14 protein-coding genes are annotated in these 14,539 nt (G+C 67.0%); 13 read left to right on the top strand and 1 reads right to left on the bottom strand.

The window, feature by feature from the left end:
- Window position 1: 1 nt before the first annotated feature.
- The 6 genes from YU1_RS0104770 to YU1_RS0104795 all read left to right on the top strand — a co-directional run bounded on the left by YU1_RS0104770 (window position 2) and on the right by YU1_RS0104795 (window position 6,192).
- Entirely contained in the window at window positions 2-922 is a 921-nt protein-coding gene (locus YU1_RS0104770) for an ABC transporter permease (RefSeq protein ID WP_029003085.1), read from the top strand.
- Entirely contained in the window at window positions 922-1,722 is an 801-nt protein-coding gene (locus YU1_RS0104775) for an ABC transporter permease (protein ID WP_029003086.1), read from the top strand. Before YU1_RS0104770 ends, YU1_RS0104775 begins: the two co-directional genes overlap by 1 nt.
- A gap of 257 nt (window positions 1,723-1,979) precedes the next feature.
- Window positions 1,980-2,765, top strand: a complete 786-nt coding sequence (locus tag YU1_RS0104780; protein WP_029003087.1) for a DeoR/GlpR family DNA-binding transcription regulator — start codon at window positions 1,980-1,982, stop codon at window positions 2,763-2,765.
- Window positions 2,766-2,817: 52 nt separating this feature from the next.
- Window positions 2,818-3,714, top strand: a complete 897-nt coding sequence (locus YU1_RS0104785; RefSeq protein ID WP_029003088.1) for a proline iminopeptidase-family hydrolase — start codon at window positions 2,818-2,820, stop codon at window positions 3,712-3,714.
- A 111-nt stretch (window positions 3,715-3,825) separates the two neighbouring features.
- The gene (locus YU1_RS0104790; protein ID WP_029003089.1) at window positions 3,826-4,809 is read left to right on the top strand and encodes a phosphotransferase enzyme family protein; all 984 of its coding nucleotides are present in this window, start codon (window positions 3,826-3,828) and stop codon (window positions 4,807-4,809) included.
- Window positions 4,810-4,860: 51 nt separating this feature from the next.
- A complete protein-coding gene (locus YU1_RS0104795; protein WP_035713870.1) occupies window positions 4,861-6,192 on the top strand; it encodes an aspartate aminotransferase family protein in 1,332 nt (443 codons plus the stop codon).
- A 39-nt stretch (window positions 6,193-6,231) separates the two neighbouring features.
- Here YU1_RS0104795 and YU1_RS0104800 read toward each other — a convergent pair whose 3' ends face one another.
- Window positions 6,232-7,539: an MFS transporter gene (locus YU1_RS0104800; RefSeq protein WP_245263229.1), complete on the bottom strand. Its 1,308-nt coding sequence runs from the start codon at window positions 7,537-7,539 to the stop codon at window positions 6,232-6,234.
- Between the two features lie 192 nt (window positions 7,540-7,731).
- On the opposite strand from YU1_RS0104800, the gene cyoA reads away from it, so the two are divergent.
- From cyoA to YU1_RS0104835, 7 genes are read left to right on the top strand one after another with little or no spacing between them, the layout of a single operon-like run.
- Window positions 7,732-8,898 carry a ubiquinol oxidase subunit II gene (gene cyoA / locus YU1_RS0104805; RefSeq protein ID WP_029003092.1) on the top strand — a complete coding sequence of 389 codons (1,167 nt, stop codon included), beginning with the start codon at window positions 7,732-7,734 and terminating at the stop codon, window positions 8,896-8,898.
- Between the two features lie 11 nt (window positions 8,899-8,909).
- The gene (gene cyoB, locus YU1_RS0104810) at window positions 8,910-10,922 is read left to right on the top strand and encodes a cytochrome o ubiquinol oxidase subunit I (RefSeq protein WP_029003093.1); all 2,013 of its coding nucleotides are present in this window, start codon (window positions 8,910-8,912) and stop codon (window positions 10,920-10,922) included.
- Window positions 10,919-11,545, top strand: a complete 627-nt coding sequence (gene cyoC / locus YU1_RS0104815) for a cytochrome o ubiquinol oxidase subunit III (protein ID WP_029003094.1) — start codon at window positions 10,919-10,921, stop codon at window positions 11,543-11,545. The genes cyoB and cyoC overlap by 4 nt, the downstream gene beginning before the upstream one ends.
- A complete protein-coding gene (gene cyoD, locus YU1_RS0104820) occupies window positions 11,542-11,928 on the top strand; it encodes a cytochrome o ubiquinol oxidase subunit IV (protein WP_029003095.1) in 387 nt (128 codons plus the stop codon). Before cyoC ends, cyoD begins: the two co-directional genes overlap by 4 nt.
- Window positions 11,925-12,713 (top strand): SURF1 family protein, encoded by a 789-nt coding sequence (locus YU1_RS0104825; RefSeq protein ID WP_029003096.1) that lies wholly within the window; start codon window positions 11,925-11,927, stop codon window positions 12,711-12,713. The genes cyoD and YU1_RS0104825 overlap by 4 nt, the downstream gene beginning before the upstream one ends.
- Window positions 12,714-12,732: 19 nt before the next feature.
- Window positions 12,733-14,016 (top strand): ATP-binding protein, encoded by a 1,284-nt coding sequence (locus tag YU1_RS0104830; RefSeq protein ID WP_035713874.1) that lies wholly within the window; start codon window positions 12,733-12,735, stop codon window positions 14,014-14,016.
- Window positions 14,006-14,539: a response regulator transcription factor gene (locus YU1_RS0104835; RefSeq protein WP_029003098.1), complete on the top strand. Its 534-nt coding sequence runs from the start codon at window positions 14,006-14,008 to the stop codon at window positions 14,537-14,539. Before YU1_RS0104830 ends, YU1_RS0104835 begins: the two co-directional genes overlap by 11 nt.

Genomic DNA, 14,539 nt, shown 5'->3' on the forward strand with positions numbered 1-14,539 from the left:
GATGGTCTCGCTCTCCGTGTCCGATCGCGCAACCGACACCGCCACCAAGCCAGCCGGAGCGCCGCGCCTGCCGTTCCGCCTCTCGCCCGGCGCCCGCGCGGCCCTGCCGCTGCTCGGCCTCCTGGCGGTGGGCTTCCTGGCGCCGCTGCTGGCGATCCTCGCCTTCTCCTTCGCCCCGCCGCGCAGCTTCGCCGTGCTGCGCGCCTTTTCGCTGGCCAATTATGCCGAGCTGTTCAGCCTCTCCAACACGGTGTGGCTGTCCTTCCTGTGGTCCATCGGCTTCGCGCTCGCCACCGTGGTGCTGCTGGCGCTCATCGCCTATCCCATCGCCTTCGGGCTCACCTTCGTGTTCGGCCGCTGGTCGGGGCTGGTGAGCGTGCTGTTCGTCTTCCCTTTGTTCGTGTCGGAGAACGTGCGGCTCTATGGCTGGGTGCTGTTCTTCATCAAGAACGGCGTGCTGGACGGCTCGCTCAAGGCGCTGGGCTTTTCCGGCGGCCCGCAGGTGCTCTACACCTCGGGCATGATCCTGGCGGGCATGGTCTATACCTATCTGCCCTTCATGCTGTTTCCCATGACGCTGGGCCTCGCCATGGTGCCGCGCGACCTGATCGACGCGGCGCGCGATCTCGGCGCCGGCCGCTGGCAGATCTGGCGCGAGGTGGAAGTGCCGCTCGCCATGCCGGGCATCCTCATCGGCACGCTGCTCACCTTCGTGCTCGCCATCGGCGCGGTGGCGGAAGCCAAGATCCTGGGCGGGCAGTCGGTCATCGTCATCTCGCATGACATTGAGATCGCCTTCACTTATTCGCAGAACTGGCCGCTGGGCTCGGCCCTTGCCGTGCTGGTCACGCTGTTCATCGGCACGCTGACGCTTCTGGCCTTGCAGCGGCTGGATCTCGACCGGCTGCTGGGGAGGCGGTGATGGACCAGGCCCGCAGGCGCACCGCGCTCCTCGTCTCGCTCTGGACCGGCCTCATTGCCCTCCTGCTCTATCTGCCCATCCTGTGCGGGGCGCTGGCGAGCCTCAGCAAGGGGCGCTATTTCGGCTTTCCGGTGCGCGCCTTCTCCACCGAATGGTGGGAGCGCACCTTCGCCTCCATCGAGATCGGCATGATCGTGGAGAATTCGCTGCTGGTGGCGGCGCTGGTCACGCTGCTGTCGGTGGTGTTCGCTTTCTTCGGCGCGCTCGCCTTCGCCCGCTATGATTGGAAAGGCCGGCGGCTGTTCCAGAAGCTGGTGCTGCTGCCCATCTTCTTCCCCCAGCCGGTGCTCGGCCTCGCGCTCTTGCTGTGGTTCAGCGCGCTGGGCATCCAGACCTCCTGGATGACGGCGGTGTTCGCCCATCTGGTGTGGATCGTGCCGGTGGTCACGCTCATCATCGCCATCCAGGTCTATGGCTTCGACCCCGCGCTGGAGGAGGCGGCGCGCGATCTCGGCGCCAGCCGCTGGCAGGTGCTGCGCGAGGTGACGCTGCCGCTGCTGTGGCCCGGCATCTGGTCGGGCGCGCTGTTCGCCTTCCTGCTCTCCTGGGGCAATTTCCCGCTCTCGCTCTATACGGCGGGGGCGGATTCCACCGTGCCCAAATGGCTCTATTCCAAGATGGTGGCGGGCTATACGCCCATGGTGCCGGCGCTGGGCACCATGAGCACCCTGGTGGCCGCCGCCGCCTTACTGCTCGGCGGCCTCGTCATGCTGCTGCTGCGCCGGCGGAGCGCGGCATGAGCGGGACGGCGCGGAATCCCTTTATGCTGATGGCTGATCGGCCGCCCGATTCCGGCCGTTTCACCCCCCTCCCCAACCCTCCCCCGCAAGGGGGGAGGGGGCGGCGGCGCGCTGATTCTGCGGGCGTTCGGGGCGTGAGAACGGGGAGCCCTCCCCCCTTGCGGGGGAGGGCAGGGAGGGGGGTGAAACGGCATCCGCTGGGTGCGCGCCATGCGGCGGGCAAGACCGACGGACAGCGGGAAGGATAAGGAAGCGTGATGCTGGAGCGGCCGAAACTCAGCAAGAAGCAGCGGCACGAGCGCATCGTGGCGGAGCTGATGGCCACCTCCACCCTGCGGGTCTCCGAACTGGCGGCGGAGCTGGACGTCTCCACCGAGACCATCCGGCGCGACCTCTACGAACTGGGCGAGAAGGGCCTCATCAACCGCACCTATGGCGGCGCGGTGCGCCCGCTGGGCACCGAGCCCTCCGTCACCGAGCGGCATGGCATGATGGTGGCCGAGCGCGAGGCCATGGCGGCGGCGGTGGTGAAGCTGCTGAAGCCCAACGAGGTGGTGGCCATCGGCGCCGGCGCCACCACCACCCATGTGGCCCGGCGCATGGCGGCGGAGTGCCGCGACCTCACCGTGATCGCCCATTCCTTTTCCATCGCCACGGTCATCTCGCAGAACCCGACGCTCACCGTGCTCATGTGCCCCGGCCGCTACAATGCCCGCGAGGGCATGATGGTGGGGGCCGAGACCATCGAGTTCCTGCAATCCTACAACGCCAATTGGGCGATCCTCGGCGCAACCGGCATCACCCCCGAGGGGCTGTCGGACGCGGAGGCCGCCGCCGCCTCGGTCTACAAGGCGATGATGCTGCGGGCGGCGGAAACCATTGCGGTGGCGGACCATACCAAGTTCGACCAGCAGGCCCTGGCCATCTGGGGCCGCTGGCACGATGTGCGCCGGCTGGTCACCGACAAGGCGCCGGGCGGGGCCATCGGCCGGGCCATGGAGCGCGCGCGGGTGGATATCACCGTCGCCCGCCCGCGCGGGTGAGGCGGCAGGCAAGGCACTCTCAAAGGCACTCTCAGGAGAGGCGGGACAGGCCATGTGGCAGGAGCGGCAGGCGGACCGGACGGTCAAGGTGGATGTGGGCGGCCACACCGTGGTGGCCTATGAATTCGGCACCGGCGACAATGTGCTGCTGTGCCTCAACGGCGGGCCGGGCCTGCCGTGCGACTATCTGCGCGAGGCCCATTCCTTCCTCGCCGACCACGGCTGGCGCGTGGTGGCGTTCGACCAGCTCGGCTGCGGCGCCGCCGACCGGCCGGACGATCCGGCGCTGTGGTCCATCACCCGCTATGTGGCCGAGGTGGAGGCGGTGCGCACCGCGCTGGGGCTCGGCCGCGTGCATCTCACCGGCCATTCCTGGGGCGGGTGGCTGTCCATCGAATATGCCCTCACCCATCCGGAGGCTGTGCGCACGCTCATCCTCCAGAACACGGCGGCGGACCTGCCGCACCTGATGCAGGAACTGCACCGCCTGCGCGCCGCGCTCGGCGCCGAGACCGTGGCCATGATGGCGGCGCACGAGGCGGCGGGCACGCTGAAGGCGCCGGATTATCTCGCCGCCATCATTCTGCTGAACCACCGCCACGTCTGCCGCCTGAAGGGGGAGTGGCCGGCGCCGGTGCTGCGCTCCCTGAACGACTGGAACATGGTGCCCTACGAGGCCATGCAGGGGCCCAACGAATTTCTCTATGTGGGCAATCTGAAGGACTGGAGCCGGCTGGCGGACCTGCCGAAGCTGACCCTGCCGGTGCTGATCACGGTCGGCTGCCATGACGAGCAGACGCCGGCCTGCGCCGCCCGCATGGCCCGCGCCCTGCCGCAGGCGGAGCTGCACCTGTTCGAGCATTCCAGCCACATGCCCTTCTATGAGGAGCCGGAGGCGTTCGACGCCGTGCTGCTGTCCTTCCTCGACCGCCATCGGGCCGCGCCGTGAGGCGGGGCGGCGGGCGAGCCGTGGTCTTCGAGAGGGCGGATGTTGCATCCGCATCGGAAAATGTGGAAGGTGCCACATCATCCGAGCCAACCACGCGGGAGGGCCTGCGCTTTGTATGACGGCGATTTCCTGGCCCGCCTGGAAGGGGGCCTGCGGGCGGCGCTGCCGCGCTGGGGGCTGCCGCTCGACACCGGGCTCAGCCTGCTCACCATCTCCGAGAACGCCACCTTCAAGGCGACGGGGACGGGGCAGGGGGACCTTGTGTTCCGCGTCCACCGGCCGGGCTATCACACCCGCGCCGAGATCGCCTCCGAGCTGGCCTGGCTCACCGCATTGCGCGACGAGGAGGTGGTGGCGACGCCGCGCCCGGTGCCGCTCGCCGGCGGCGGGCTGATCGCCGACATCGACGATGCCGGCACCCAGCGCCAGGTGGTGGCGTTCGACTTCGTGCCCGGCGCCGAGCCGGCGGCGGATGCCGGGCTGGTGGGCTGGTTCCGCGAGCTCGGGGGCATCCATGCCGGGCTGCACGCCCATTCCCGGCGCTGGCGCCGGCCGGAGGGGTTCGTGCGCAAGCGATGGAATTTCGCCAGCACCTTGGGGGCGGCGCCCTTGTGGGGGGACTGGCGCGCCGGGCTGGGGCTGGACGATGCCGGCCGGGCGCTCCTCCAGCGCACGGTGGACGTGCTGGAACGACACTGTGTGGCATTCGGGGAATCCGAGGGGAACTTCGGGTTGATCCACGCCGATTTACGTTTGGCCAACCTGCTGGTGGACGGCGACAGGCTTTCGCTGATCGATTTCGACGATTGCGGATTCTCCTGGTATCTCTACGACTTCGCCGCCGCCATCAGCTTCATCGAGCACGAGCCCTATATTCCGGAGCTGGAAGCCGCCTGGATCGAGGGCTACCGATCGCATGCTCAGCTATCGACGGAAGAAGCCCAGCGATTGCCGGTATTTGTGATGCTTCGCCGCATTTTGCTGACCGCCTGGATCGCCTCCCATTCCGAGACCCCCACCGCCCGGGAGATGGGCCTCCCCTATACCGAGGGCACCCTGGCGCTGGCCGAGAATTTCCTCACCCGCTTCGGCTAGGTATCTGGACGGGCACGATAAATTGGCGCATGCGCCATCGGAGCAGGCTCAATGAGCAGCAAGACGCAGCAGATCCTCGCCCTCAACGCCTTCCGCCCCCAGGCGGACGGGAGCGGGCTGAGCGGCGACGTGGAGGCCCTGGTCGCCCGCCGGGCGGCGAGCTTCGGGGCGGGCTCGGTGCTGTTCTATCGCCAACCGTTGCATGTGGTGTCGGCGCACGGTGCCACCATCCAGACCTTTGACGGCAAACGCTATCTCGACCTGTACAACAATGTGCCCTCGGTGGGGCACTGCCATCCCAAGGTGGTGGAGGCAGTGCAGCGTCAGGTGGCGCTGCTCAATTGCCATACGCGCTATCTCTTTGACGGCATTCACGATTATGCCGAGCGCCTGCTGTCGACCTTCCCCGCGCCGCTGTCCAACCTCGCCATGACCTGCACCGGCAGCGAGAGCAATGATCTGGCGCTCAGGATCGCCCGCATGGCCACGGGGGGCATGGGGGTCATCGTCACCGAGACCGCCTATCACGGCAACACCTTCGCCGTCACCGAGGTCTCGCCCTCCTCCTACAAGGTCGGCCGCCCGCCGGACCATGTGGAAACCGTTCCCGCGCCTGATCCCGCGCGCTTCGGCGATGATCTGGCGGGCGGCTTCACCGCCGCCGTGGAAGCCGCCATCGCGGCCCTGGAGGCGCGCGGGCACAAGGTCGCCGCCCTGCTGGTGGACACCATCTTCTCCAGCGACGGCGTGTTCGCCGACCCGCCCGGCTTCCTGCAAGGCGCTGTTGCTGCGGTGCGAAAGGCCGGCGGGCTGTTCATCGCCGACGAAGTGCAGCCCGGATTCGCCCGCACCGGCAGCGCCATGTGGGGATTCGCCCGGCATGGGCTGGAGCCGGACCTCGTGACCATGGGCAAGCCCATGGGCAACGGCATCCCCATGGGCGGGGTCGTCACCCGGCCCGAGCTGCTGGCGCAATTCTGCGAGCGATTCGGCTATTTCAACACCTTCGGCGGCAATCCCGTGGCCGCCGCCGCCGGCCTGGCGGTGCTCGATGTCATCGCTGAGGAAGGGCTGATGGCCCACGCCGCCACCCTCGGCGCCCATCTCACGGCGCGCCTCGACGACCTGCGCGGGCGCGCGCCGGCCATAGGCGCGGTGCGCGGGGCCGGGCTCTATATCGGCGTGGACATGGTGGCGGACGGGGCTCCCGATCCCGAGGGCGCCACCCGCCTCATCAACGCCTTGAGAGAGCGACAGATTTTGATCGGGGCGGCGGGCCGGCTCGGCCATGTGCTGAAGCTGCGCCCGCCGCTGTGCCTGACGCAGGAGGAAGCGGACCGCTTCGTGGACACGTTGGAACGCATCCTGGTCCCGGCCGGCTGAACCGGCGGGGTGTGCGGGCCCCGCCGGTCCGGTGTGTCATCAGCCCCCCGCCATCTCCAGCCGCTTGTTCAGCCGCAGGGCGAGCAGGGTGCATACCGCGCCGGACAGGAGATAGGCGCCGGCGGAGAGCAGCCCGAAGTGGCTCGACAGGAACAGGGCGACGAACGGCGCGAAGCCGGCGCCGAACAGCCAGGCGAGGTCGTTGGTCAGCGCCGAGGCCGTGTAGCGGTAGCGATTGGCGAACAGCGAGGCCACCGCGCCGGACGACTGGCCGAACGAAATGCCGAGCAGCACGAAGCCCAGCAGCATGAAGATCGTCTCGCCGACGACGCCGATGCTCAGAAGCTGCGGGGCGAAGCCGCTGAACACGGCGATGGCCACCGCTGAGGCGCCGAGCAATGTGCGCCGGCCGACCTGGTCGGCGATGGTGCCGGAAGCGATGATGGCGCCGATGCCCACCGCGGCACCGAGGGCCTCGATCATCAGGAACCGCGTCGCGCCTTCCCGGGTGAACAGATAGACCCAGGAGAGCGGGAACACCGTCACCATGTGGAACAGGGCGAAGGTCGCCAGCGGCGCGAACGCGCCGATGGCGATGCCCGGGCCTTCCGCCCGCACGGTTTCGATCACGGGGGCCGGCTGGAGGTCGCCGCGCTCGAACAGCGCCTCGTATTCCGGCGTCACCGCCATGCGCAGCCGGGCGAACAGCGCCACCACGTTGATGGCGAAGGCGACGAAGAAGGGGTAGCGCCAGCCCCAGGAATAGAAATCCTCGGTGGAGAGGTTGCCGGCGAAGAAGGCGAACAGCACGCTCGCCACGATGAGGCCGAGGGGCGCGCCGAGCTGGGGCAGCATGGCATACCAGCCGCGCCGGGATTCCGGGGCATTCATGGCCAGCAGCGGCGCAAGCCCGTCCCACGCCCCGCCCCAGGCGAGGCCCTGGCCGATCCGCGCCAGCGCCAGCAACCAGACGGCCGAGACGCCGATCTGGCCATATGCGGGCAGGAAGGCGATGGCGACCGTGCAGGTGCCCATGAGGAAGAGGGCCATGGTGAGCTTCGCCCCGCGCCCCTGCGAGCGGTCGACGGCGAGGAACAGCGCGGTGCCGAACGGACGGGCGATGAAGGCCAGCGCGAAGATGCCGAAGGAGTAGAGCGTACCCGTCAGCGGGTCCACGCCGGGGAACAGCAGGCGCGGAAACACGATCACCGAAGCGATCGCATAGACGAAGAAATCGAAGAATTCCGAGGTACGGCCGATGACGACGCCGATGGCGATGTCACTGGGATCCACCCGTCCGCCCGTGCTGTGCAACGCCACCGCGTCGCGTTCCATGGTCGAAGCCATCTGCGTCATGTTTCACATCCCCTTGCGAGAGCTTCAACCGCAGAGAGAATGATCCGTTCCGGATCGATCGAACCGGGCAAGTTCATTCCCTTACAGGGGATTATCGGCGCCTTGGGCAAATTGTCCAATGTCACTTGTGCTGCACTGCAGCTAGCCAACCGGCACCATGCAATCCCCCAGGCAGGTGCTCCCGTGAGCCGCTTTCGATTCCTCGCCGTGCTGCCGCTGCTGGCGGTGCTGTGCGGCTGCAATTTCGTCGTCCTCGACCCGTCCGGCGACGTCGCGGTGCAGCAGCGCGACCTCATCATCATCTCGACCGTCCTGATGCTGCTCATCATCATCCCGGTGATGGCGCTGACGATCCTGTTCGCCTGGCGCTATCGCCAGACCAACACCGAGGCCAAGTACGAGCCGGACTGGCACCACTCCACCAAGCTTGAGCTGGTGATCTGGTCCGCGCCGCTGCTCATCATCATCTGCCTCGGGGCGCTGACCTGGATGGCGACGCACCTGCTGGACCCCTACCGCCCGCTGTCCCGCATCACCGCCGACCAGCCCGTCGCCGCCGGCGTGAAGCCGCTGGAAGTGGATGTGGTGGCGCTCGATTGGAAGTGGCTGTTCATCTATCCGGAATACGGCGTCGCCTCGCTCAACGAGCTGGCCGCTCCGGTGAACCGGCCCATCACCTTCCGCCTGACCTCCTCCTCGGTGATGAACTCGTTCTTCGTGCCGGCGCTGGCAGGGCAGATCTATGCCATGCCGGGCATGGAATCGAAGCTGCACGCGGTCATCAACGAGGCCGGCTCGTACCGCGGCTTCTCGGCCAACTACAGCGGCGCCGGCTTCTCCGGCATGCATTTCGCGTTCAAGGGCCTGCCCGCCGCCGATTTCGACAAGTGGGTCGCCGGCGTGAAGGCGGGCACCAATGGCGAACTGACCCGGCAGGCCTACCTCGAGCTTGAGCGTCCGAGCCAGAACGTGCCAGTGCGGTATTATCCGAGCGTCGATCCCGGCCTGTTCAAGGCCATCGTCAACATGTGCGTCGAGCCGGGCAAGATGTGCGCGAGCGACATGATGGCGATCGATGCCAAGGGCGGCCTGGGCAAGGAGGGCGCCAGCAACGTGCTGCCGCTCGCCTACGACAAATATGCCCGCCGTGGCGCGGTGCTCGGCGGCGAGCCGGCCTATGTCGTCGGCATCTGTGCGCCCGATGACCTGAGCAAGGCTGCGGTCGGCGCTCCCGTGTCCGTCGGCGGCGCCCGCATTCTCGGGGGCGGCCTGTCCACCCCCGCCTTCACCCCCATCAGCGCCCCGTCGGCCTTGCCCATGCCGACCCTGCGCCAGCCCTCCAATTCCTGACGCGAGGCGGCATGTCCCCAGCTCCGTCCCTCCCCCTGAGCCCGATCTTCGGACGGCTCACGCTTGAGAGCTTCCCGTTCCATGAGCCCATCCTGGTCGCCACCTTCGCGGTGGTGGCCACGGGCGGCGTCCTGGTCTTCGGCCTCCTGACCTACTTCCGTCTGTGGGGCTATCTCTGGAAGGACTGGTTCACCAGCGTGGACCACAAGAAGATCGGCATCATGTACATGGTGCTCGGCATCATCATGCTGCTGCGCGGCTTCGCCGACGCCATCATGATGCGCCTCCAGCAGGCCATCGCCTTCGGCGGGTCCGACGGCTACCTGCCGGCGCACCATTACGACCAGGTCTTCACGGCCCACGGCGTCATCATGATCTTCTTCGTGGCGATGCCTCTGGTGACCGGCCTGATGAACTTTGTCGTGCCGCTCCAGATCGGCGCGCGCGACGTGTCCTTCCCGTTCCTGAACAATTTCAGCTTCTGGATGACGGTAGGCGGCGCGATCCTGGTGATGATGTCGCTGTTCATCGGCGAGTTCGCCAAGACGGGCTGGCTGGCCTATCCGCCGCTGTCGGGCATCGGCTACAGTCCGGACGTGGGGGTCGACTACTATATCTGGGGCCTCCAGATCGCCGGCGTCGGCACAACCCTATCGGGCGTCAACCTGATCTGCACCATCGTTAAGATGCGTGCGCCCGGCATGACGCTGATGAAGATGCCGGTGTTCACCTGGACCTCGCTCTGCACCAACGTGCTGATCGTCGCCAGCTTCCCGGTCCTGACCGCCGTGCTCGTGCTGCTGTCGCTGGACCGCTACGTCGGCACCAACTTCTTCACCAACGACTTCGGCGGCAGCCCGATGTTGTACGTGAACCTGATCTGGATCTGGGGCCACCCCGAGGTCTACATCCTGGTGCTGCCGGTGTTCGGCATCTTCTCCGAGGTCACCTCGACCTTCACCGGCAAGCGCCTGTTCGGCTACACCTCCATGGTCTACGCCACGGTGGTGATCACCATCCTGTCCTACCTGGTGTGGCTGCACCACTTCTTCACCATGGGCTCGGGCGCCAGCGTGAACTCGTTCTTCGGGATCACGACCATGATCATCTCCATCCCGACCGGGGCGAAGATGTTCAACTGGCTGTTCACCATGTACCGCGGGCGCATCCGGTTCGAAGTGCCGATGATGTACACGGTGGCGTTCATGCTCACCTTCGTCATCGGCGGCATGACCGGCGTCCTGCTCGCCGTGCCTCCGGCCGACTTCGTGCTGCACAACAGCCTGTTCCTGGTGGCGCACTTCCACAACGTCATCATCGGCGGCGTGGTGTTCGGCCTGTTCGCCGGCATCGCCTACTGGTTCCCCAAGGCGTTCGGCTTCAAGCTCGACCCGTTCTGGGGCAAGATGTCGTTCTGGTTCTGGGTGGTGGGCTTCTACTTCGCCTTCATGCCGCTCTACGTGCTCGGCCTGATGGGCGTGACGCGCCGTCTGCGGGTGTTCGACGACCCTTCGCTGCAGATCTGGTTCATCATCGCCGCTTTCGGCGCGGGCCTGATCGCCCTGGGCATCCTGTCGTTCATCATCCAGATCGCCGTCAGCATCCTGAAGCGCGACCAGTTGCGCGACACGACGGGCGATCCGTGGAACGCGCGCACGCTGGAATGGGCGACCTCCTCGCCGCCCCCGGACTACAACTTCGCCTTCACGCCCGTCATCCATGACAGCGATGCGTGGTGGGACATGAAGCAGCGCGGCTACAAGCGTCCGTTGAGTGGCTTCAAGGCGATCCACATGCCGAAGAACACCGGCACGGGCGTCCTGCTGGCCATCTGCAGCGTGGCCCTCGGCTTCGCTCTGGTCTGGTACATCTGGTGGCTGGCGGCGGTGAGCTTCATCGCCCTGATCGCCATCGCCATCGGACATACCTTCAACTACAACCGCGACTTCGACATTCCCGCCGCGGACGTGACGCGGACCGAGGATGAGCGGACCCGCCTCATCGCTGCGCAGGTGAAAGCATGACGACCGCCGCTACCCCCCAGACCGGCGCGCCCGTCTTCTACGAGGTGGACGAGCACGCCCACCCCGAGGGCCACAGCACGGCCCTCGGCTTCTGGCTCTACCTGATGAGCGACTGCCTCATCTTCGCGATGCTGTTCGCCGCCTTCGGCGTGCTGGGCGGCAGCTATGCGGCGGGGCCGGGGCCGAAGGACCTGTTCGACCTTAATCTCGTGGCGGTGAATACCGCCATGCTGCTGTTCTCCTCCATCACCTATGGCTTCGCCATGCTGGCGATGGAGAAGGGGCGGACTGCGCCGGTGCTGGTCTGGCTCGCGATCACCGGCCTGTTCGGTCTCGCGTTCCTGTCCATCGAGCTCACCGAGTTCCACCATATGATCGCCGAGGGCGCGACGCCGCAGCGCAGCGCCTTCCTGTCGTCCTTCTTCACCCTGGTGGGCACCCACGGCCTGCACGTGACCTTCGGCATCATCTGGCTGGTCACGCTGATGGTGCAGGTCACCCGCCGAGGCCTGATCGCCGCCAACCGGCGCCGCCTGATGTGCCTCAGCATGTTCTGGCATTTCCTAGACGTGATCTGGATCGGCGTCTTCACCTTTGTCTATCTGATGGGAATGCTGCGATGAGCTCCGACGCCCACGCTCACACGGCGGATGCGCACGGCCATGCGCATGAGGATGGCCACAGCCATGGCTCGCTCAAGAGCTATCTGATCGGCTTCTTCCTCTCGGTCGTCCTGACCGCCGTTCCGTTCTGGCTCGTCATGACGGGCAAGCTCGGCAGCAACCAGGTCACCGGCTTCGTCATCATGGCGCTGGCCGCCGTGCAGATCGTCGTCCATATGGTGTTCTTCCTCCATATGAACACGCGCTCGGAAGGCGGCTGGAGCATGCTGGCCATGATCTTCACGATCATGATCGTGGTGATCGTCCTCAGCGGCTCGCTGTGGGTGATGTACCACCTGAACACCAACATGATGCCCACGCACGACATGAGCCGCATGCCGTGAGCGGGCCGACCGGGACGGGGGACGACCACGCTCCGCAAGGGGCGGCGGGCGGTCCCGTCCCTGCCAGCGCGGGCGGTGTCCGCTCCGTCCGCGTCTATCTCCTCGTCGGTTTCCTGCTCGTCTGCACCGGCGTGTTCTGCGCCCTGGGCGTCTGGCAGATCCAGCGCCGCGCCTGGAAGCTGGACCTGATCGCCCGCGTCGACCAGCGCGTCCACGCCGCGCCCGTGTCTCCGCCGGGCCCCGCCGACTGGCCCGTGATCACCGCCGCGAAGCACGAATATCTCGCAGTCCGCGCCACCGGCCGCTTCCTGAGCGACCGCGAGGTGCTGGTGCAGGCCGTGACCGATCTCGGCGGCGGCTATTGGGTGCTGGCGCCGTTCCGGACCTCGGATGGCTTCACCGTGTTCGTGAACCGGGGCTTCGTGCCCGTGGACCGCCGCGATCCGGCGAGCCGCAGGGCCGGGCAGGCGGAGGGCGAGGCCACCATCACCGGCCTGTTGCGTCTCAGCGAGCCCGGGGGCGGCTTCCTGCGGTCCAACGACCCTGCCGGCGACCGCTGGTATTCGCGCGACGTGCCCGCCATGGCGGCGGCACGGGGGCTGGGCGATGTCGCGCCCTATTTCATCGATGCCGACGCGACGCCCGTGCCTGGCGGCTTCCCGGTCGGTGGCCTGACGGTGGTGCGCTTTCCCAACAGCCACCTCGTTTACGCGCTGACGTGGTTCTCGCTTTGCGCTATGGCCTTGGGCGGCGCCGTCCTCGTCTGGAGACGCAGCGCCCGGTGAGAGGACACTCCACGGCGCCATGACCACGCCCCTGCGCGACACGAGCAGCAACAAGAACCTCTTCCTGCTCGCCCAATTGCGCTGGCTGGCCGTGGCCGGGCAGGTGTTCACCATCATGGTGGTGCACATCTGGTTCCACATCCCCTTGCCGCTGCAAGAAATGGTGTCGGTGTTGCTGTTCCTGGTGGCGCTCAACCTGGTGACGCTGTGGCGGCACCGCCGTTCCGAGACCGTGACCAACGCCGAGCTGTTCTTCGAACTGCTGCTCGACGTCGCCGCGCTGACCATCCAGCTCTATCTCAGCGGCGGCGCGGCCAATCCTTTCATCTCGCTCTATCTGCTGCAGATCGGCCTCGGTGCCGTGCTGCTGGAGACATGGTCGGCCTGGACGCTGGTGCTGATCGCGGGCGGCTGCTTCGTATGGCTGACCACCACCTTCCGTCCGCTCACCCTGCCGGACGCACCGCGCGAAGGACTGTTCGATCTCCACATCGGCGGCATGTTCGTCTGCTTTCTGCTGGCGGCGAGCCTGCTGGTGCAGTTCATCACCCGCATCAACGCCAACCTGCGTGCGCGCGACACGCATCTGGCCGACCTGCGCCAGAAGTCGGCGGAGGAGGACCATATCGTGCGCATCGGCCTGCTGGCCTCCGGCGCGGCGCACGAACTGGGCACGCCCTTGGCGACGCTGTCGGTGATCCTGAACGACTGGCGGCACATGGCGCAGTTCAGCTCCGATCCGGACCTCGCGGAGGAGATGGCGGAGATGCAGAACCAGCTCGACCGCTGCAAGGCGATCGTCTCGGGCATCCTCATGTCGTCGGGCGAGGCGCGGGGCGAGGGGACGCTGCACACCACGGCGGGTGCCTTCTTCGACGAGGTGATCGCGGAATGGCGGGCCAGCCGTTCGCCGGCGCATCTGGAGTATCGCAACACGATCGACGAGGGCGTCGCGATCATTTCCGATCACGCTCTCAAACAGGTGATCTTCAACGTGTTCGACAATGCGCTAGAAGCTTCCCCTGACTGGGTCAGGGTCAGCGTTCGCAGGCAGGGCGAAGAACTGGTGCTCACGGTGCGCGATCAGGGCGGCGGCTTCGCCGAGGAGATTCTCAGCGAATTCGGCAAGCCCTATCGCTCGACCAAGAACCGCCCTGGCGGCGGCCTCGGCCTGTTCCTTGTCGTCAATGTGGTCCGTAAGCTCGGCGGCAGCGTGCGGGCGATGAACGGGGATCGCGGAGCGTCGGTGACGTTGAACCTGCCGCTGTCCGCTTTGACGCCGGATGGTCGCCATGGAGCCTAGCAACCTGCTTCTGATCGTCGAGGACGACGCGTCCTTCGCCCGCGCCCTGCGACGCTCGTTCGAGCGTCGGGGGTACGAGGTGCGCATCGCCGCCGGAGCGGAGGGCGTCGCCACGCTCCTTGAGGACGCTTCGCCGGTCTATGCGGTGGTGGATCTCAAGCTGAACGGCAGTTCGGGCCTGGAATGCGTGAGGCAGTTGCACGCTCACGACCCGGAGATGAAGATCGTGGTGCTGACCGGCTTTGCCAGCATCGCGACGGCCGTCGAAGCGATCAAGCTCGGTGCCTGCCACTATCTCGCCAAGCCGTCCAACACGGATGATATCGAAGCTGCCTTCGACAAGCGCAGCGGTGATGCGTCCATTTCGGTCACCGCCCGCCCCACGTCGCTGAAGACGCTGGAATGGGAACGGATTCACGAGACGCTTGTCGAAAGCGACTTCAACATCTCGGAGACCGCCCGGCGGCTCGGCATGCACCGCCGCACGCTTGCGCGCAAGCTGGAGAAGAAGCGCGTTACCTGA

The sequence above is a fragment of the Azorhizobium doebereinerae UFLA1-100 genome, from assembly GCF_000473085.1.
Taxonomy (GTDB): domain Bacteria; phylum Pseudomonadota; class Alphaproteobacteria; order Rhizobiales; family Xanthobacteraceae; genus Azorhizobium; species Azorhizobium doebereinerae.

What these genes read in the sequence shown, in the direction of transcription:
- cyoD (WP_029003095.1), top strand. Translation starts at nt 11,542, where the DNA reads ATGAGCTCCGACGCCCACGCTCACACGGCGGATGCGCACGGCCATGCG.
- YU1_RS0104830 (WP_035713874.1), top strand. Translation starts at nt 12,733, where the DNA reads ATGACCACGCCCCTGCGCGACACGAGCAGCAACAAGAACCTCTTCCTG.
- cyoC (WP_029003094.1), top strand. Translation starts at nt 10,919, where the DNA reads ATGACGACCGCCGCTACCCCCCAGACCGGCGCGCCCGTCTTCTACGAG.
- YU1_RS0104800 (WP_245263229.1), bottom strand. Translation starts at nt 7,539, where the DNA reads ATGGCTTCGACCATGGAACGCGACGCGGTGGCGTTGCACAGCACGGGC.
- YU1_RS0104795 (WP_035713870.1), top strand. Translation starts at nt 4,861, where the DNA reads ATGAGCAGCAAGACGCAGCAGATCCTCGCCCTCAACGCCTTCCGCCCC.
- YU1_RS0104780 (WP_029003087.1), top strand. Translation starts at nt 1,980, where the DNA reads ATGCTGGAGCGGCCGAAACTCAGCAAGAAGCAGCGGCACGAGCGCATC.
- YU1_RS0104775 (WP_029003086.1), top strand. Translation starts at nt 922, where the DNA reads ATGGACCAGGCCCGCAGGCGCACCGCGCTCCTCGTCTCGCTCTGGACC.
- cyoB (WP_029003093.1), top strand. Translation starts at nt 8,910, where the DNA reads ATGTCCCCAGCTCCGTCCCTCCCCCTGAGCCCGATCTTCGGACGGCTC.
- YU1_RS0104835 (WP_029003098.1), top strand. Translation starts at nt 14,006, where the DNA reads ATGGAGCCTAGCAACCTGCTTCTGATCGTCGAGGACGACGCGTCCTTC.
- YU1_RS0104770 (WP_029003085.1), top strand. Translation starts at nt 2, where the DNA reads ATGGTCTCGCTCTCCGTGTCCGATCGCGCAACCGACACCGCCACCAAG.
- YU1_RS0104785 (WP_029003088.1), top strand. Translation starts at nt 2,818, where the DNA reads ATGTGGCAGGAGCGGCAGGCGGACCGGACGGTCAAGGTGGATGTGGGC.